This is a genomic window from Sulfitobacter sp. 1A13353, assembly GCF_043557255.1.
Taxonomy (GTDB): Bacteria; Pseudomonadota; Alphaproteobacteria; order Rhodobacterales; family Rhodobacteraceae; genus Sulfitobacter; species Sulfitobacter faviae.
In genome coordinates this window covers 539,043-555,748 of sequence record NZ_JBIFFS010000003.1, presented here as the reverse complement: position 1 = coordinate 555,748, position 16,706 = coordinate 539,043, and the positions used below count along the sequence as shown (strand labels likewise).

Below are 16,706 nucleotides of genomic sequence, written 5' to 3'. Positions count from 1 at the left end.
GTGCCTGCCCTGCTGCCCTTGATACCGGTGCAAGATGGCCCGCCCGCGCGGCCGAGGTCAAACAACAAAACCCGAAAGCCGAGGCTTCCGGGTTTCGCATTTGGGTGCTGTCCGTTTGGATCAATCAGGGGCGATCGGCACCGATGCTTCATCGTCGCCCTCAATGACGTTTTCCTCGTCGACGATCACTTCTTCTTCCGTCTCGGGCGCGGTGGCGACTTCCTCGCCCGTCCAATAGACGATGATCCCGACGCCGAAGATCACCACAAGCGCCATGCCGATCAGGGGCCATTTGTGACGGCTTTCCTGTTTTTTGAGGTTCGTGTCTGGTGGACTCATGATCCGCTCCCTTTCGCTGTCTTCGGGCTATGCCGCGCAGCACTTCGCGCGGTCTTCGTTACCGGGCCAACCCGGCAGACCGCGCTAAAGTTCCCGGAAGGGAAGGTTTCACAAAAGCGCCATCACCTCTGCCATGGTGCGACGGTAACCCGCCACGATCCGATCCCGCTGCCGGTGCCGCCCGCCCGTCACCGCATGGCGGCCCGCTGACCACAGATCGGTCACCACCCGGTCCTTGGCGGCAAAGGCCAGACCGTCGAGCAATTGGTCGGGCCGCAGCGCGCAGAGCGCCGGGTCTTGGCTGTCGATCGCCACAAGATCGGCCCATTCGCCCACGGCAATCTCGCCCCGGCCTCGGCCAAGCGCTTGGGCCCCGCCACGCGCCCCACCTGTGTAAAGCGCCGCCCCGACCGAGCCTTCACCCGCCACCATCACATTGCGTGCCAAATCCCGCAGACGTTGCGAATATTCCAGCGTGCGCAATTCCTCAGTTAGCGAAATCAACACGTTTGAATCCGATCCGATGCCAAATCGCCCCCCGGCGGCAAGGTAGCCCGGCCCGTTGAACGGCCCATCGCCCAAATTGGCCTCCGTCACCGGGCAGAGCCCAGCCACCGCGCCGCTGCGGGCCATGGCAGCGGTCTCACCTTCCGTCATATGGGTGGCGTGGATCAGGCACCAGTTCTCGGCAACCTCGGCATTGGCCAGCAACCACTCGACCGGGCGCGCGCCAAGCCAAGCGGAGACATCCGCGACCTCTTTGGGCTGTTCGGCGAGGTGGATATGGACCGGCACATCGGGATGGGCGGCCAGCACCTCGGTCAACTCCGAAGGGGCCGTGGCGCGCAGCGAATGGGGCGCGATGCCGACGCGGCAATCGGGGGGCAGGTCCCGCACCGCCCGCTGCGCTTGCTCAACCAGCGTGCCGAAGCGCGCCACCCCATTGCCAAAACGCGCCTGCCCCGCCTGCAAGGGCTGCTGCCCCGCCCCGCCATAGGTATAGAGCACCGGCAGATGGGTCAGCCCGATCCCCGTCTGCGCCGCCGCCGCCGCGATCCGGGCCGATAGCTCCCCCAGATCGTCATAGGGCGTGCCGTCAGTTTGGTGGTGGAGGTAGTGAAACTCTCCCACGCTGGCGAAACCGGCCTCTTGCATCTCTAGGAAGACGAAGGCCGCGATGGCTTCGATATGCGCGGGCGTCAGATGGGCGGTGAAGCGATACATCAAATCGCGCCATGTCCAGAAACTGTCCTTTCCGGCCAAGCGCGTCTCGGTCATCCCGGCCATGGCGCGTTGGAAGCTGTGGCTGTGGAGATTGGCCAGCGCGGGCAGCAGGGTGTCGACACGGGTGTCATCGGCCTGCGGTGTCTGCCCGGTTTCCACCTGTGTCACCCGCCCATCGGCAACCGTGATCCGAACGTCACGCGCCCATCCCTGCGGCAGCTTTGCATGTGTAGCGAAAATCATTTGACGGCCCTTTGCTTTTTTATGTATAGACATATAGCAAATAAAACCGATGTAGAAAAGCGAAACCTTAGGAGGAGGCGATAGGATGACAGCGCAGGATCGGGTCTTGGTCGACCTCACGGCGGCGACGATGGATGGCCCACAGCCCTATGGTTTGATCGAAGATGCGGCGATCGCGATTGCCGAGGGCCAGATCGCATGGGTCGGCCCGCGCGGTGATCTGCCGCAAGGCTACCGCGACCTGCCCGCCGAATCGCTGGGCCAGCGGCTTGTCACCCCCGGGCTGATCGATTGCCACACCCATATCGTGCACGGCGGCGACCGCGCGCGAGAGTTCGAGATGCGGCTGGAGGGGGCCAGCTATGAAGAAATCGCCCGCGCCGGGGGCGGCATCGTCTCAACCGTCACCGCCACCCGCGCCGCCGATGAGGCAGAGTTGCTGGCCGATGCCCTGAGCCGCGTCGACGTGCTGATCGCCGAAGGGGTCACGGCCATCGAAGTCAAATCCGGCTATGGTCTGGATATCGAGACCGAGCTGCGCATGCTCCGCACCGCCCGCGCCATTGGCCAGCAGCGCCCGATCCGCGTCTCCACCACCTTCCTGGGCGCCCATGCGGTGCCTGCCGAATACACAGGCCGCGCGGATGCCTATATCGACGATGTTTGCCTCCCCGCCCTGCGTGCGGCTCATGCCGAAGGGCTGGTAGATGCGGTCGACGGGTTCTGCGAGGGCATCGCCTTTCAGCCCGCCCAAATCGCGCGGGTCTTTGACGTGGCGCGGGAATTGGGCCTGCCGGTGAAACTTCATGCCGAGCAATTGTCGAACTTGGGCAGCGCGCGGCTCGCGGCCTCCTATGGCGCGCTCTCGGCGGATCATATCGAATATTTGGATGAGAGCGGCGTGATCGCGATGGCCGAGGCGGGCAGCGTCGCCGTCCTGCTGCCCGGTGCCTTCTATACCTTGCGCGAGACCCAGTCGCCGCCCATCGACCTGCTGCGCCGCCATGGCGTGCCGATGGCGCTGGCGACGGATATCAACCCCGGCTCTTCGCCGCTGAACTCGCTGCTGCTGACGCTCAACATGGGCTGCACCCTGTTCCGCCTGACGCCGGAAGAGGCGCTGCGCGGCGCCACGCAGCACGCCGCCCGCGCGCTCGGGCTGGCGGATTGCGGCATGATCCGCCCCGGCCTGCGCGCCGACCTCGCCGTTTGGGACATCAAACACCCGGCCGAGCTTGCCTATCGCATCGGCTTCAACCCGCTTCATTCCCGCATTTTCGGAGGCCAATCGTGACCACCCTGACCCTCACCCCCGGCGCGGCCACTTTGGACGATCTGGCCCGCATCTACCGCGAAGAGGCATCGGTGCGGCTCGACCCCGCCTGCCGCCCCGCAATCGAAGACGCCCATGCCCGCATCGCTCGGGCCGTGGCGGGCGAGGATGCCGTTTACGGCGTGAACACCGGTTTCGGCAAGCTCGCCTCGGTCAAGATCGCGGCAGAAGATACGGCGGCGCTGCAACGCAACCTGATCCTGTCGCATTGCTGCGGTGTCGGCCCCGCGATCCCGCGCGGCCATGCGCGGCTCTTGATGGCGCTGAAACTGCTGAGCCTCGGGCGCGGTGCCTCGGGCGTGCGGCTGGCGGTCGTGGACCTGATCGAAGCCATGCTTGAGCGAGGCGTGACCCCGGTGATCCCGGCGCAAGGCTCTGTTGGCGCCTCGGGCGATCTGGCCCCCTTGGCCCATATGGCCGCCGCGATGATGGGCCACGGTGAGGCGGAGTTCGAAGACCGCGTCATGCCGGGTGGAGAGGCATTGGCCGCCGCTGGTCTCATCCCGCTGGAGTTCGGCCCCAAGGAAGGGCTGGCGCTCATCAACGGCACACAATTCTCGACCGCCTTCGCGCTGGCGGGGCTGTTCGACGCATGGCGCGCGGCAAATTCGGCGCTGGTGATCTCGGCCCTGTCGACGGATGCGATCATGGGCTCCACCGCGCCGCTGCAACCGGAAATTCACGCCCTACGCGGCCACCGGGGCCAGATCGAGGCGGGCGAGACCATGCGCGCCCTGCTTGCAGGTTCGGAAATACGCGAAAGCCATGTGGCGAATGATGCCCGTGTCCAAGACCCCTATTGCATCCGCTGCCAGCCGCAGGTGACGGGGGCCGCGATGGACGTGCTGCGCATGGCCGCCGCCACGCTGGAGGTCGAAGCCAATGCCGCCACCGACAACCCGCTGGTGCTGACGGGGGCGGACCTCATCGTCTCGGGCGGGAATTTCCATGCCGAACCGGTGGGTTTCGCCGCCGATATGATCGCCCTGGCCGTGGCCGAGATCGGCGCCATCGCGCAGCGCCGGGTGGCGCTGATCGTGGACCCGGTGCTCAGCTTCAACCTGCCGCCCTTCCTGACGCCGACCCCCGGCCTCAACAGCGGCTATATGATCGCCGAAGTCACCACCGCCGCCCTGATGAGCGAGAACAAACATCTCGCCAACCCCTGCGTTACCGACAGCACGCCGACCTCGGCCAACCAAGAAGATCACGTCAGCATGGCCGCCCATGGCGCGCGACGGCTCGGGCAAATGGTCGAGAACCTGAACCGCATCCTTGGGGTGGAACTGCTCTGCGCCGCGCAGGGCATCGACTTTCGCGCGCCGCTGGCCACCAGCGAGACCTTGCAGCGGGTGGTCGCGCGGGTCCGCGAAGAGGTCGCGACGCTGGAGGAAGACCGCTACCTCGCCCCCGATCTGGAACGCGCGGCACGGATGGTGGCGAGCGGTGAGATCACCCGCGCCGCCGCCTGCAACATGCCGGGGCTTTCCACATGACCCCCGTCGAGATCACCCCCGTCGAGATCACCCGCGGCGACAGCCCCATCGTGCTCGGCCTGCCCCACACCGGCACCGACCTGCCCGAGGCCATTCGGCGCGACCTGAACCCGCGCGGGCGGGAATTGGCGGATACCGATTGGCATATCGACCGGCTCTACGACGGGTTGCTGCCCGGCGCGACCACGGTGCGCGCGACCTTCCACCGCTATGTCATCGACGCCAACCGCGCCCCTTCGGGCGCATCGCTCTACCCCGGGCAGAACACCACCGGGCTGGTGCCGTTGACGGATTTCGACGGGCAGGACATCTGGACCCCCCCGCCCGACGCAGCCGAGGTTGAGGCCCGCCGCGTGGCATACCACGCGCCCTATCACGCAGCGCTTGAGGCTGAACTGGCCCGCGTTCGCGACCTGCATGGGGTCGCGATCCTCTATGACTGCCACTCGATCCGCTCGCTGATCCCCTTCCTCTTTGACGGCCCGCTGCCCGATTTCAACATCGGCACGAACCTCGGCGCCACCTGCGCGCCGGAGATCGAAGCCGCCGTCGCCGAGATCTGCGCCGCCGCACCCGGCTACACCGCCGTCACCAACGGGCGCTTCAAAGGCGGCTGGACCACGCGCCACTATGGCCGCCCCGCCGAAGGGCTCCACGCGATTCAGATGGAACTGGCGCAAAGCAGCTACCTCGGCGCCGAGGCTCCGCCTTGGCCTTATGACCCCGACAAGGCCGCGCGGCTGCGCGTCCATCTGACCGATATCCTGACAACTCTGGCCGCACTGGCCCCTACCCTGAAAGGCACAGCATGAGCGATCCGCACAAGAACACCCGTGACGTCTATCCCGCCACCGGCACCGATCTTTCGGCGAAAAGCTGGCTGACCGAAGCGCCGCTGCGGATGCTGATGAACAACCTGCACCCCGACGTGGCCGAGAACCCGCATGAGCTGGTCGTCTACGGCGGCATCGGGCGCGCGGCGCGGACGTGGGAGGACTATGACCAGATCGTCGCCTCCCTGCGCGCGCTGGAAGAGGACCAAACGCTGCTGGTGCAATCGGGCAAGCCCGTGGGGGTTTTCCAAACCCATAAGGACGCCCCGCGCGTGCTGATCGCCAATTCCAACCTCGTGCCGCATTGGGCGAATTGGGACCATTTCAACGAACTCGATAAGAAGGGTCTAGCGATGTACGGTCAGATGACCGCCGGATCGTGGATCTACATCGGCAGCCAAGGCATCGTCCAAGGCACCTATGAGACCTTCGTCGAGGCGGGCCGCCAGCACTATGGCGGTGATCTCAAAGGCAAATGGATCCTCACCGGGGGCTTGGGCGGCATGGGCGGCGCGCAGCCTTTGGCCGCGGTCATGGCCGGGGCCTGCTGTCTGGCGGTGGAGTGCAATCCCGACAGCATCGATTTCCGCCTGCGCACCCGCTATGTCGATGAAAAGACCGACAGCCTTGAGGAAGCGCTGGCGATGATCGACCGCTGGACTGCCGCGGGCGAGGCGAAGTCCGTGGCGCTTCTGGGCAATGCGGCAGATGTCTTTCCCGAACTGGTGAAACGCGGGGTCCGCCCCGATATCGTGACCGACCAGACGTCGGCCCATGACCCGGTGAACGGCTACCTGCCGCAGGGCTGGACGATGGGCGAATGGCGCGAGAAACGTGAGAGCGATCCCAAAGCCGTCGAAAAAGCCGCCCGTGCCTCGATGAAGGTGCAGGTGCAGGCAATGGTCGATTTCCACGCCGCGGGCATCCCCACGGTCGACTATGGCAACAACATCCGCCAAATGGCGCTGGAGGAAGGGTTGCAGAACGCTTTCGACTTCCCCGGTTTCGTGCCCGCCTACATCCGCCCGTTGTTCTGCCGCGGCATCGGCCCCTTCCGCTGGGCGGCGCTGTCGGGCGATCCTGAGGATATCTACAAGACCGACGCCAAGGTGAAGGAAATCCTCGCTGAGGACACGCATCTGCACAACTGGCTCGACATGGCGCGGGAGCGTATCTCTTTCCAAGGGCTGCCCGCACGGATCTGCTGGGTGGGCTTAGGCGTGCGCCACAAGCTGGGGCTGGCCTTCAATGAGATGGTCCGCACAGGCGAACTCAGCGCGCCGGTGGTGATTGGCCGCGACCACCTCGACAGTGGCTCCGTCGCCTCGCCCAACCGCGAGACGGAGGCGATGAAAGACGGTTCTGATGCGGTGTCGGACTGGCCGCTGCTGAACGCACTTTTGAACACCGCCTCGGGGGCGACTTGGGTGTCGCTGCACCACGGCGGCGGGGTCGGCATGGGCTTCTCACAGCACTCTGGCATGGTGATCTGCTGTGACGGGTCCGAGGACGCCGACCGCCGGATCGAGCGGGTGCTCTGGAACGACCCGGCAACGGGCGTGATGCGCCATGCGGATGCGGGTTATGACGAAGCGCGCGATTGCGCCCGCGAACATGGGCTGAACCTGCCGGGTATCCTTTGAGCGCTGAGCGCCGCCGCCCACCCGCGGCGGCGGCAGTTTAATAGCGCGTCGTCAGGCGGTGGCCGGGGCGGTAGGACAGCCGCACATAGGTCACCGCCTGCCCCTCCCACCACGTCGACCGCTCCACCGTAAAGACCGGATCGCCCAAGCCGCAGGCGAGGTATTCGCTCAACCGCTGATCGGCCAGACCAGCGGAAAGGCTGATCTCCACATCCGAAAAGGGAATGGCCGAGATCAGCCATTCGTTCGGCCCGACATCGGTGAAACTCTCCTCCCGCGCCTGCGGCAGGGTGGCGAGGTTGATCCAACGGTCCTCAAATTGATAGGGGTCGCCATCGGCGTAATGCATGCAGACCAGATGCAACGCCTCGCACCCCGCGCCCATTTTTAGCCGGGCGCGCAGCCAGTCGGGCGCAGGCTCGACCCGGTGGCTCACCCGCGAATACCGGTAGTCGGCGCCCTTCTCTTCGATCTCGGCCCGGACCAGCGGAATGTCGAAACGGGCCTGCCGCAGGGGGGCCATGCGCACCCGCGTCCCCGCCTTGCGCCGCCTTTCGATGAACCCCTCTTCGGCCAATTCGCGCATGGCGCGGTTGACCGTCGCCCGGGCGCAGCCATAGGTCTCGGCCAGATCGACCTCATTGGGCACAAGGCTGCCCAATGGCCACTCGCCCTTGGTGATCTTTGACAGGATGTCGGTTTTCACATCCCGGTAGGTGACTTTCATAGGGCGGCCTGCTGCGATCATGACTGTTTGACCAAGCATTACACTAGATCAATCCCCAGCCCAAGCGCCCCCCGCGCGCCCCGCCCGGAGGGATACCGCCGGAGCCGGGCGCGGGTCTTGCCTCTGCCCGTGTTTGCTGGAAAATTATGTCCCACCTGCCCCCTCAGCCAGAAAGGCCGCCCATGCGCGTTCAGCCCCCGAAACTCCGCACTGCCGCTTTGCTCTTGGGCCTTGGCCTGCTCGCCGCCTGCGGTGGCAAGCAGACCGAAGTCGTCGCGGTCCCGGCGGATGAGGTGGAGTGTATGGCCCGCGCGATGTATTTCGAATCCAACCGTTCCAGCCGCGACGGGATGGTGGCCGTGGGCACGGTGGTGCTGAACCGCGTCCACTCCGACGCCTTCCCTGACACGGTCTGCGGCGTGGTCGGTCAGCCCAATCAATTCGCCCCCGGCGTGATGACGAAACCGATGACCGACCGCGGCGCCCCGCTGGCCCGCGCCACGGCACTGGCGGTGCTGCAGGGAGAGCGTCACCCCAAAGTCACCCGCGCGAAATTCTTTCACGCGGCGTGGTACAATGCGAACTACAACAACATGCATTATGTGGTGACCGCGGGCGGCAACGCCTTTTACGAAAAGCGCCGCGCCCATCTTGTGACCGCGCCCAACCCGCTGCCGCCGCTCGAAGGGATCACCCCGCACTAAGGGTCACAGAACTCCGCGGGCGATCAGGATCAGAACAAGGTAACGCCCGCCCTTGGCAAGGGTGACGATCAGCAAAAACCGCCAAAGCTGTTCGCGCAACATGCCCGCGGCCAAGGTCAGCGGATCGCCGATGATCGGCACCCAACTGGCCAGCAGGCTCCAATAGCCCCAACGCCGATACCAGCCAGAGGCGCGGGCCATCTGCTTGGCCGAGAAGGGAAACCAGCGGTGATCGGCGAAATGGCTGAGGTAGCGGCCCAGCCACCAGTTCAGCAGCGATCCCAGCACATTCCCCAGCGTCGCCACCAGCCACAGAAGCGCCGTGGCATGAGCGCCCGACCACATCAGCCCCAATAGCACCGCTTCGGATTGCGCGGGGATCAGGGTGGCCGCCAGCAGCGCCGCGAAGAACAGGCTCAGCAGGGCCAGCATGTCAGCGGCAAGAGTGGGCAAAGACGGCAGGGCATGGCGCGTCAGTAAAGACGCCGCGCCCACAGGGCAAGCCGCGCTTTGGGAAAGCGCGCAGGCTTATTTGGTCAGGATCAACTTGCCCGCCCGCGTGATGCGCAGCGTATAGGTCTGGCCGTCTAAGACGATATTCGCGGTCGAGCCATTGGGCACCAAGGCGCGGGCATCATGCACGGCCTCTTGGGCCGGTTGGGCGGCGGGCGATGGATCGGGCAGTTTTTGCATCAGGCTCATGCCATCTCTCCCATTTGGCGGGCGCGTTGCAGATCGATGAGATGCTCCAGCCCAAAACCGTCGCAGGCTGCGGCATCGTTGCTGCCAAGCGCGATGTCGCGCCAGCTGTTGTTGGATGGGGTCTGTAGCCGGGCATGGCTCATTGGCTCGGGCGTGGTCACAGGTGTCCTCACGGGGCGGGCTCCTTTCCATTGACATCCGGGCTTCCGACGCGCGGTGGCTTGGACGGTTTCGGCGTAAAGTCGTACATACCCCGGCGAAACGCCCGGGTTCCTTTAACGGCTACTTAATCTGATTATTTTAGTCAAGTATAGAAACCCCGGCCCTTCCGCGTTATTCCGCGTCGATCTTTTGAATGGCGCTAAAGCCTTCGAACTGCGGTGAACCCTCGTGCAGCTTGCGGGTCTGTCCCGCCCGCGCATGGGCGGCGCGAAAGGCATCGCTGGTCGTCCAAGCCCGAAAATGCGTCTCGCTCTCCCAAACGGTGTGAGAGGCATAGAGGATCGCCCCCTCCGCCTCCGGCCCTTTGAGCATGTGGAAGGAGACGAACCCTTCGCTCTCCTTCAGGTGGCTTTCCCGGTTCAGCCAAAGCGCTTCGAAAGCGGCGGCATTCTCGGGCAAGACGGTGAAACGGTTCATGGCAAGATACATGGGCCTGTCCTTTAATTCTCAATCAGGGCGTTGCAGGGGTCGTCGCGCTCGGCGGGCGGGATGAGGCGGATCTCATCGAGAGGCACCGCGGTCTCGGCCTCTACAAAGCCGATGGCATGGGTCGTGACCTCGGGCGCGGCGCGGGCGATGAGGGCGGGAATGCCCCAGTCGGTGCGGGCGTGGCCATTGCCGGTGATCACCGCCACCGGCGGGCCGTAGGCTTTGAGCGCGTCGAGCGCGGCGCGGGCGAAGGTGGCGTCGCGGTAGCGCTGCACGGCGACCATCCCGCCCATCATCTCGCGCGGCATGGCTTCGCAATGGGCGGCGAATTGCAACTCTACCCGCGCGACCTGCTGATCCTCCGGCAAGGTTTGGTCAAGGCCAAAGCGCGGCGCATCAGACCCGAAGAGCGCGGCTGCCCCCTCGCGGTACACGCGCTGCACAGCAGCGCGCGGAGCGGCGGCGCCGATGATGCGGGCGTCTCCCAAAGCGTCAAAGATCGGGGCATAGATATCGAAGCGCTGCCACCCGCTCGCCGCCCAAGCCTGCGCAATCTGGTTGCGATCGGCGTCGGCCTTTGCCGCCTCTTCGGCGGTGAGCATCTCGAACACCACAGCCGTAGGACGCAGCGCCTTCAATGCGGCGGCCTGTTCGAGATGGGCATGGGGATTGTCGTGCACCTCGCCCAAGATCACGATCTCGGCGGGGGTGTCAGCGTTCGCGGGCAGCGCCGACCAGAGCAGCAGCGCAGCGCAAAGACGCTTCGCGCTCACGATTTGCGCTCATCCGTGTCGGTTTTGATTTCGGGGTCGTTGTAATCGTTGGGGTCAAAGTCTTCGGGGTCGAACGGGTCTTCGTCTTCGGCGATGCCGCTGACATGGGTGGTGCCGCTTTCCTCGTCAAAGACCAACCCGTAGTTCGCCTTGCCCTCGCTTTTGTAGCGCCGAAACTCGTGGATGCCTGCGTAGACGAAAACCAGCGTGATCGGCAGCAGAATCAGAAATGCGATAACTTGGGCGTCCATGAACGCGCTCCTTTGAATGCTTGTCGGGGGCCTGTCTCACCATAGGGGGCGCGGGTGGAGGACACTGCGCGCGCGGTGATCCGGCCAAAGATCTTAACGGTCGCTGCGCCAATTGCGCGGCCTGACCAGATGCGGCCCTATCTGAACCGCCTTAAGAGAGAAAGCATTAATCCCGGCGCTTTGTTCCGCAAGCCTTATTTCGCAGACCCTTGGTTCATTGGGATTGGCGGCCTCTCGGTCCCCGCATCTTCGCCGCTCTCGCCCCCCGGCGCAGCGGAAGGAGCGTCGCACAACCGCATATAAAACAAGCACAAACGCGCACGCTTGGACAGCCGTTCCGCAAAAAGGGACGCGTTACAAAAGCTTCGTCAAACTTAAACATTCGTGACATTCACCGCTGCGATAGCTCGCCCCGCAAACCCCGGGGGACTTATGCTCGTCATTTCTGAACTGACCAAAACATTCGGCGCGAACACAGCGGTGGCCCGCGCCAACCTAGAGGTCGACAAGCCGCAGATGATCGGAATCATCGGCCGCTCCGGCGCGGGGAAATCCACAATCCTGCGGATGCTCAACCGGCTGACCGATGCCTCCTCGGGGCAGATCCTGTTTCAAGGGCGCGATGTGACCGCCCTGCGCGGCGCGGCCCGGCGTGGCTGGCAGGCGGAATGCGCGATGATCTTTCAGCAGTTCAACCTCGTCCCGCGGATGGATGTGGTATCGAACGTGCTGCACGGCACGCTCAACCGTCGCTCGACGCTCAGCAGCATCTTCAACCTCTACCCCGATGCCGACATCACCCGCGCCATCGAAATTCTCGACCGGCTGGGCATCGCACAGCACGCTCCCAAACGGGCCGAGGCGCTTTCCGGCGGGCAGCAACAGCGCGTCGCCATCGCCCGCGCCCTGATGCAAGACCCGCAGATCATTCTGGCCGATGAACCCATCGCCAGCCTCGACCCGATGAACGCGCAGGTGGTGATGCAATCGCTGCGTCGCATTCACGAGGAAGACGGCCGTATGGTCATCGCCAACCTTCACACGCTGGATACCGCGCGCCGCTATTGCGACCGCGTGGTGGGGATGCGCGACGGGAAAATCGTCTTTGACGGCACGCCCGAGCAGCTGACCACCAGCATGGCCCGCGAAATCTACTGTGCGGACAGCAGCTTTTCCGAAGCTGCCACCTCAACCGAGATCGAAACGCTGGACAAAGTGCCAGCCTGACACGACCCGCCCCAAAGGGCATTTTTTGTAAACGGAGACGACACAATGAAAAAGCTCATCGCCGCCGCCTTGGCAACCACGGCCCTCACCGGCACCGCCATGGCCCAAAGTGCCGAGATCGACGAATTCCGCATCGGCATCCTCGGCGGGGAAAACGCGCAGGACCGGATGAACTCCTACGAATGTCTGCGCGGCTACACCGAAGAGCGCCTTGGCGTTCCGGCCAAACTCTTTGCCCCGGCCGACTATAACGGCGTGATCCAAGGTCTGCTGGGCGGCACGCTCGACATGGCATGGCTGGGCGCTTCGGCCTATGCCGCCGTGCACCTGCAAGACCCCGAAGCGGTCGAGCCGGTGCTGGTCAAGATCAACCTCGACGGCTCCTACGGCTATCACTCCATCGGTTTCGCGCGCAAAGATGCGGGCATCGAGAGCCTCGAAGACATGCAGGGCAAGGTCTTTGGCTTTGGCGATCCGAACTCCACCTCGGGCTACCTGATCCCCTCCATCGAAATCCCCCAGACCACCGGTGCCACGATGGAATCCGGCGATTACTTCGGCGAAGTGAAATTCACCGGCGGCCATGAGCAGACCATCGTCGCGGTCAACAACGGTGACGTCGACGGCGGCGTGACATGGGCCGACGGTCAGGGCAACTGGGAAGACGGCTACAACTCCGGCGCGCTGCGCAAAGCTGTGGACGCGGGCCTCGTCGACATGAACGATCTGGTGGAAATCTGGCGCTCCAAGCCGATCCCCGAAGGCCCGGTCGTGCTGCGCAAGGCCCTGCCTGAAGAGGTCAAGGCGACGATGACCCAACTGGTGGATGAACTGCACGAGAAAGACGCCGATTGCGCCTACGGCGTGGCCGCGGGCGAGAGCCTTGGTTTCGATCCGATCGCGCATGACGCCTATGTTTCCATCGTCGAAGCGCGCAAGGCGAAATCCAACTGATCGCAGCGATTACAAGACATCTGGCAGGTCCCGACAACGATTGTCGGGGCCTGTCGTCATAGGGGGACGACAGATGCACCAGACCACCACCGCACCGCAGATCACGGCGGATTACCTTGCCCACACCCGACAAAAGCGGGTGATGAACATGATCCTGCTGGTCGTTTTCCTGGCCCTGCTGATCGGCGGTTTCGGCACCGCCAATGCCCGCAACGCAGGCGGTTTCTGGAAAGGGCTGCCCAATATCTTTGACTTCCCCGCCGATGTACTGGGCGAGGCTTGGGAGCGCATCCATCTGCTGCCCGGCTATTTCGTGAAATACCTCCCCTCTCTGATCGAGACGGTGAACATCGCCGGGGCCGCCACGCTGATCGGCGCGCTGCTGGCTTTCTTCGCTGCCCTTCTGGCCACCCGCGGCCTTGCCCCCGCGCCGTGGCTCGTAGCGCCGCTGCGCCGCCTGCTGGACGTGCTGCGCGCGGTGCCTGAGATCGTCGTCGCGCTGGTGCTGATCTTCCTTCTGGGCGGCGGCCCGGTGCCCGCGATGATCGCCATCGCGCTGCATACGGTGGGCGCGCTTGGCAAGCTCTTCTCCGAGGTGAACGAGAACGCCTCTCTCAAACCCGTGGACGGGCTGGCATCCGTTGGCGCAGGCTGGCTGCAACGGATGGTCTTGGGCGTCGTGCCGCAGGTCGCGCCCAACTACCTCTCCTATGCGCTGCTGCGGTTCGAGATCAACATCCGCGCCTCGGCCATCCTTGGCTTCGTCGGCGCAGGCGGCATCGGCTATGACCTGCGCAACACGATGTCTTGGGGCCAAGGCAAATTCGACGAGGCGGCGGCGATCTTTCTGCTGCTCTTCGGCACCATCATCATCGTCGACCAAGTCTCAAGCCATTTCCGTGATCGGCTGACCCATGGCCGCGCCTATAAGGACAAGGGAGCCATCCTGTGACCGACCTTACCGCTTCCACCCTCCCCGCTCAGCAGGTCGCCAGCCGTAGCTTCCGGCGCAAACGCATGGCGAGCCTTGCCGCCCCGGTGCTGACCCTTGCCTACCTCACTTACGTCTTCTTTGCCTTTGACGTGGCAGGGCTGGGCTATCGCATCAACGTGTCGAACATGAAGACGCTGGTGGCCGACAGCTATAGCTACAAAACCCATGTCGCCCGCGACAACCGCAACGGCGAGATGGAGATCGCCATCGAAGGCGAGCGCAAGGGCCGCTATGCCCCCGGCACCGCCCCCGATTGGGTCACCTTGGGCGAGACTTCTATCGTCGAGCTGGGCAACGGCCATACCGTCAAACTGGGGCCAGAGGTGCGCTATGACGTGCCGGGCTACGGGCTGATCACCGCCACGCCGGGGCGCAGCGGCGTCAACGCCACCCTGCCCGATGGCCCCTTGCCCGCGTGGATCAACGCCTCGAAAAACCGTCTTGCCGTGACCACGGAGGCAGGCCGCCTGACGATCACCCGCAACCGCGCCGAGGTCTTCCGCTATTTCAACGGGTGGGAGCTGTTCTTCTTCACGCTCGACAGCCCCTACTACGGCATGTCCCCGCTTGAGCTGTTGCGCAGCGGTGAATATGGCGCGATCTGGCAGGACTTTTGGACCAACAAGATGTGGCGTCACGGCGATGTGGCTTGGGCGCTGGTCGAGACCGTTCTCATGGCCTTCCTCGGCACTTTTGGCGCGGCGATGATCGCCCTGCCGCTGGGGTTTCTTGCGGCCAAGAACTTCTCTCCGCTTGGCGGTCTGCGCTTTGCCGCGCGGCGGCTCTTCGACTTCCTGCGCGGGGTCGACGGGCTGATTTGGACCATCGTGCTGTCACGCGCTTTTGGCCCCGGCCCGCTGACCGGATCGCTTGCAATCCTGCTGACCGATACCGGCACCTTCGGCAAAATCTTCTCCGAAGCGCTTGAGAATGTGGACGACAAGCAGATCGAGGGCATCGCCTCTACCGGGGCCACCCCCGTGCAGCGCTACCGCTTTGGCGTGATCCCGCAGATCACCCCGGTTCTGCTGAGCCAAGTACTTTACTATCTGGAATCCAACACCCGCTCTGCCACCATCATCGGCGCGATCACCGGGGGCGGCATCGGTCTTTTGCTGACCCAAGCGATCATCACCCAGAAAGACTGGGAAGAGGTGAGCTATTACATCGTGCTGATCATTCTGATGGTCGTGGCGATGGACAGCTTCTCGGGCTGGCTGCGCCGCAAACTGATCGCGGGCAATGAGGCGGGCCACTGATGGCGCGTCTCAAAGCGGATGCGCCCTTCCTTCACCCGGACTGCGAAGTGACTGACACGCAGTTCGGGCGCTATGTCGAGATCGGGCGCGCCACGCGCCTCGCCCATTCCGAGATCGGGGATTACTCCTATTGCGACCGCTGGTGCGACATCGCCAACACGCAAGTCGGCAAGTTCAGCAATATCGCCGCCAGTGTGCGCATCGGGGCCACCGATCACCCGATGGAAAAGGCCAGCCTGCACCACTTCCACTACCGCGCCGGGGACTACTTCGACGGGGCCGAGGATGACGCCGACTGGTTCGCCCTGCGCCGCAGCCGCCGCACGGTGATCGGCCATGACACATGGCTGGGCCACGGCGCGCAGGTCCGGCCCGAGGTAACCATCGGGCACGGCGCGGTGGTGGCAGGCGGGGCCATCGTCACCCGCGATGTCGCCCCCTATATGATCGTCGCCGGCATCCCCGCCAAACCGCTGCGCCGCCGCTTTTCCGAAAGCATCGCCGCGCGGATGGAGGAATTGGCGTGGTGGGATTGGCCGCATGATCGACTGCAAGCATCGCTCAAGGACTTCCAAACCCTGCCCGCCGAAGCGTTTCTTGAGAAATACGGCTAGTCGCCGGGGTTGAGCGTCAGCGTCACCCGGTCACCCGCGAACCACGTCACCCCGTATTCCACCGGCACGCCTTCGGGGTCCACGTTGATCCCCGCCGAGCGCAGGATCGGCGCGCCTTCGGACAATCGCAAATGCAGCGCCTGCGTGGCATTGGCCAGTTTCGCCGTCAGCCGGGTCGAGGCGCGGGTGTAGTCCGCCACCCCGCCCTGCGCCAAGGCCGTGGTGACCGAGCGGCTGGCCTCAAGCGCCGCCAACAGGTCGGGAAACCGCGCGGCGGGAAAGATGCTGCGAAAGATCGCGATGGGCTGCTCATCGGCCAGTGACAGCCCCTCATAGACATGCACCATTGCATCCCCACCCAGCCCCAACTGCGCGGCCTCATGGGCCGAGGCGGCGCGTGTCTCCAAGGTCAAAACCTCCTTGGCTGGCACCCGCCCCGCCGCCGCGAGGTTCTGGTGAAACCGCACCCGTTTGCCGATTGGATAATCCGTGGGCCGCTGCGCCACGAAGACCCCCGCCCCCCGGCGGCTATAGGTCAGCCCGCTCTCGTTCATGTCGCTGATCGCGCGGCGCACCGTGTGGCGATTGACCCCAAAGCGCGCCGCCAACTGCGCCTCGGTCGGGAGCCGGTCACCGGGGGCGTATTTCCCCGCGGCGATGTCATGGGTCAGGGCGGCGGTGATGGTTTTCCAGATCGCAGTACGGGCCATGTCGCAGAAGTTTCACATATCCAAGCTTG

At 64.7% G+C, this 16,706-nt stretch carries 20 protein-coding genes; 10 read left to right on the top strand and 10 right to left on the bottom strand.

All coding sequences use genetic code 11. The features are described 5' to 3' along the window. Positions 1-120: 120 nt before the first annotated feature. Together ACGYLO_RS10035 and ACGYLO_RS10030 are read right to left on the bottom strand one after the other, a co-directional pair. Positions 121-339 carry a hypothetical protein gene (locus tag ACGYLO_RS10035; RefSeq protein ID WP_209217373.1) on the bottom strand — a complete coding sequence of 73 codons (219 nt, stop codon included), beginning with the start codon at positions 337-339 and terminating at the stop codon, positions 121-123. Between the two features lie 108 nt (positions 340-447). Continuing rightward, positions 448-1,806 (bottom strand): formimidoylglutamate deiminase, encoded by a 1,359-nt coding sequence (locus ACGYLO_RS10030; RefSeq protein ID WP_271689414.1) that lies wholly within the window; start codon positions 1,804-1,806, stop codon positions 448-450. Positions 1,807-1,891: 85 nt separating this feature from the next. Here ACGYLO_RS10030 and hutI point away from each other — a divergent pair, with 85 nt between their 5' ends. The 4 genes from hutI to hutU are packed head-to-tail and all read left to right on the top strand — an operon-like array spanning position 1,892 to position 7,111. Further along, positions 1,892-3,100 carry an imidazolonepropionase gene (gene hutI / locus ACGYLO_RS10025; RefSeq protein ID WP_271689413.1) on the top strand — a complete coding sequence of 403 codons (1,209 nt, stop codon included), beginning with the start codon at positions 1,892-1,894 and terminating at the stop codon, positions 3,098-3,100. Continuing rightward, the gene (gene hutH, locus ACGYLO_RS10020; protein ID WP_271689412.1) at positions 3,097-4,635 is read left to right on the top strand and encodes a histidine ammonia-lyase; all 1,539 of its coding nucleotides are present in this window, start codon (positions 3,097-3,099) and stop codon (positions 4,633-4,635) included. The genes hutI and hutH overlap by 4 nt, the downstream gene beginning before the upstream one ends. An 11-nt stretch (positions 4,636-4,646) precedes the next feature. Continuing rightward, positions 4,647-5,447, top strand: coding sequence for an N-formylglutamate deformylase (gene hutG / locus ACGYLO_RS10015; protein ID WP_394376402.1), 801 nt, complete (start codon positions 4,647-4,649; stop codon positions 5,445-5,447). Further along, positions 5,444-7,111 carry a urocanate hydratase gene (gene hutU, locus ACGYLO_RS10010; protein WP_271689411.1) on the top strand — a complete coding sequence of 556 codons (1,668 nt, stop codon included), beginning with the start codon at positions 5,444-5,446 and terminating at the stop codon, positions 7,109-7,111. Before hutG ends, hutU begins: the two co-directional genes overlap by 4 nt. Before the next feature lie 37 nt (positions 7,112-7,148). Here hutU and ACGYLO_RS10005 read toward each other — a convergent pair whose 3' ends face one another. After that, positions 7,149-7,838, bottom strand: coding sequence for a UTRA domain-containing protein (locus ACGYLO_RS10005; RefSeq protein WP_271689410.1), 690 nt, complete (start codon positions 7,836-7,838; stop codon positions 7,149-7,151). Between the two features lie 182 nt (positions 7,839-8,020). Between ACGYLO_RS10005 and ACGYLO_RS10000 the strand changes: the two genes are divergently transcribed. Continuing rightward, positions 8,021-8,542: a cell wall hydrolase gene (locus tag ACGYLO_RS10000; RefSeq protein WP_271689409.1), complete on the top strand. Its 522-nt coding sequence runs from the start codon at positions 8,021-8,023 to the stop codon at positions 8,540-8,542. A gap of 3 nt (positions 8,543-8,545) precedes the next feature. Here the strand turns inward: ACGYLO_RS10000 and ACGYLO_RS09995 are convergent, their stop codons facing one another. From ACGYLO_RS09995 to ACGYLO_RS09970, 6 genes are all read right to left on the bottom strand, one after another. After that, positions 8,546-8,974, bottom strand: a complete 429-nt coding sequence (locus ACGYLO_RS09995; RefSeq protein ID WP_271689933.1) for a YqaA family protein — start codon at positions 8,972-8,974, stop codon at positions 8,546-8,548. Between the two features lie 96 nt (positions 8,975-9,070). Continuing rightward, positions 9,071-9,235: a hemin uptake protein HemP gene (locus ACGYLO_RS09990; RefSeq protein ID WP_082851946.1), complete on the bottom strand. Its 165-nt coding sequence runs from the start codon at positions 9,233-9,235 to the stop codon at positions 9,071-9,073. A 5-nt stretch (positions 9,236-9,240) separates the two neighbouring features. Then, positions 9,241-9,417, bottom strand: coding sequence for a hypothetical protein (locus tag ACGYLO_RS09985; RefSeq protein WP_271689408.1), 177 nt, complete (start codon positions 9,415-9,417; stop codon positions 9,241-9,243). 160 nt (positions 9,418-9,577) lie between these two features. Further along, entirely contained in the window at positions 9,578-9,895 is a 318-nt protein-coding gene (locus ACGYLO_RS09980) for an antibiotic biosynthesis monooxygenase (protein ID WP_209217381.1), read from the bottom strand. 11 nt (positions 9,896-9,906) lie between these two features. Continuing rightward, positions 9,907-10,668: a ChaN family lipoprotein gene (locus ACGYLO_RS09975; RefSeq protein WP_271689407.1), complete on the bottom strand. Its 762-nt coding sequence runs from the start codon at positions 10,666-10,668 to the stop codon at positions 9,907-9,909. Further along, positions 10,665-10,919, bottom strand: a complete 255-nt coding sequence (locus ACGYLO_RS09970) for a hypothetical protein (RefSeq protein WP_209217383.1) — start codon at positions 10,917-10,919, stop codon at positions 10,665-10,667. The genes ACGYLO_RS09975 and ACGYLO_RS09970 overlap by 4 nt, the downstream gene beginning before the upstream one ends. Before the next feature lie 432 nt (positions 10,920-11,351). On the opposite strand from ACGYLO_RS09970, the gene phnC reads away from it, so the two are divergent. The 5 genes from phnC (at position 11,352) to ACGYLO_RS09945 (ending at position 15,967) form a co-directional block, all read left to right on the top strand. After that, positions 11,352-12,146, top strand: coding sequence for a phosphonate ABC transporter ATP-binding protein (gene phnC / locus ACGYLO_RS09965; RefSeq protein ID WP_271689406.1), 795 nt, complete (start codon positions 11,352-11,354; stop codon positions 12,144-12,146). Between the two features lie 45 nt (positions 12,147-12,191). Then, positions 12,192-13,100, top strand: a complete 909-nt coding sequence (gene phnD, locus ACGYLO_RS09960; RefSeq protein WP_271689405.1) for a phosphonate ABC transporter substrate-binding protein — start codon at positions 12,192-12,194, stop codon at positions 13,098-13,100. A 73-nt stretch (positions 13,101-13,173) separates the two neighbouring features. Then, positions 13,174-14,052, top strand: coding sequence for a phosphonate ABC transporter, permease protein PhnE (phnE, locus tag ACGYLO_RS09955; protein ID WP_271689404.1), 879 nt, complete (start codon positions 13,174-13,176; stop codon positions 14,050-14,052). Positions 14,053-14,117: 65 nt separating this feature from the next. Beyond that, positions 14,118-15,353 (top strand): phosphonate ABC transporter, permease protein PhnE, encoded by a 1,236-nt coding sequence (gene phnE / locus ACGYLO_RS09950; protein WP_271689932.1) that lies wholly within the window; start codon positions 14,118-14,120, stop codon positions 15,351-15,353. Next, positions 15,353-15,967 (top strand): chloramphenicol acetyltransferase, encoded by a 615-nt coding sequence (locus ACGYLO_RS09945; RefSeq protein WP_271689403.1) that lies wholly within the window; start codon positions 15,353-15,355, stop codon positions 15,965-15,967. The genes phnE (ACGYLO_RS09950) and ACGYLO_RS09945 overlap by 1 nt, the downstream gene beginning before the upstream one ends. Here ACGYLO_RS09945 and phnF read toward each other — a convergent pair. Further along, on the bottom strand, positions 15,964-16,677 hold the full coding sequence (gene phnF, locus ACGYLO_RS09940; RefSeq protein ID WP_271689402.1) for a phosphonate metabolism transcriptional regulator PhnF: 714 nt from the start codon (positions 16,675-16,677) through the stop codon (positions 15,964-15,966). The genes ACGYLO_RS09945 and phnF overlap by 4 nt on opposite strands. Between the last annotated feature and the right edge of the window lie 29 nt (positions 16,678-16,706).

Bases quoted from the DNA above. Each gene is read 5' to 3' on its own strand.
- ACGYLO_RS10035 (WP_209217373.1), bottom strand. From the start codon at position 339: ATGAGTCCACCAGACACGAACCTCAAAAAACAGGAAAGCCGTCACAAA.
- ACGYLO_RS10030 (WP_271689414.1), bottom strand. From the start codon at position 1,806: ATGATTTTCGCTACACATGCAAAGCTGCCGCAGGGATGGGCGCGTGAC.
- hutI (WP_271689413.1), top strand. From the start codon at position 1,892: ATGACAGCGCAGGATCGGGTCTTGGTCGACCTCACGGCGGCGACGATG.
- hutU (WP_271689411.1), top strand. From the start codon at position 5,444: ATGAGCGATCCGCACAAGAACACCCGTGACGTCTATCCCGCCACCGGC.
- ACGYLO_RS10005 (WP_271689410.1), bottom strand. From the start codon at position 7,838: ATGAAAGTCACCTACCGGGATGTGAAAACCGACATCCTGTCAAAGATC.
- ACGYLO_RS10000 (WP_271689409.1), top strand. From the start codon at position 8,021: ATGCGCGTTCAGCCCCCGAAACTCCGCACTGCCGCTTTGCTCTTGGGC.
- ACGYLO_RS09995 (WP_271689933.1), bottom strand. From the start codon at position 8,974: ATGCTGGCCCTGCTGAGCCTGTTCTTCGCGGCGCTGCTGGCGGCCACC.
- ACGYLO_RS09990 (WP_082851946.1), bottom strand. From the start codon at position 9,235: ATGCAAAAACTGCCCGATCCATCGCCCGCCGCCCAACCGGCCCAAGAG.
- ACGYLO_RS09980 (WP_209217381.1), bottom strand. From the start codon at position 9,895: ATGTATCTTGCCATGAACCGTTTCACCGTCTTGCCCGAGAATGCCGCC.
- ACGYLO_RS09970 (WP_209217383.1), bottom strand. From the start codon at position 10,919: ATGGACGCCCAAGTTATCGCATTTCTGATTCTGCTGCCGATCACGCTG.
- phnC (WP_271689406.1), top strand. From the start codon at position 11,352: ATGCTCGTCATTTCTGAACTGACCAAAACATTCGGCGCGAACACAGCG.
- phnD (WP_271689405.1), top strand. From the start codon at position 12,192: ATGAAAAAGCTCATCGCCGCCGCCTTGGCAACCACGGCCCTCACCGGC.
- phnE (WP_271689404.1), top strand. From the start codon at position 13,174: ATGCACCAGACCACCACCGCACCGCAGATCACGGCGGATTACCTTGCC.
- phnE (WP_271689932.1), top strand. From the start codon at position 14,118: ATGGCGAGCCTTGCCGCCCCGGTGCTGACCCTTGCCTACCTCACTTAC.
- ACGYLO_RS09945 (WP_271689403.1), top strand. From the start codon at position 15,353: ATGGCGCGTCTCAAAGCGGATGCGCCCTTCCTTCACCCGGACTGCGAA.
- phnF (WP_271689402.1), bottom strand. From the start codon at position 16,677: ATGGCCCGTACTGCGATCTGGAAAACCATCACCGCCGCCCTGACCCAT.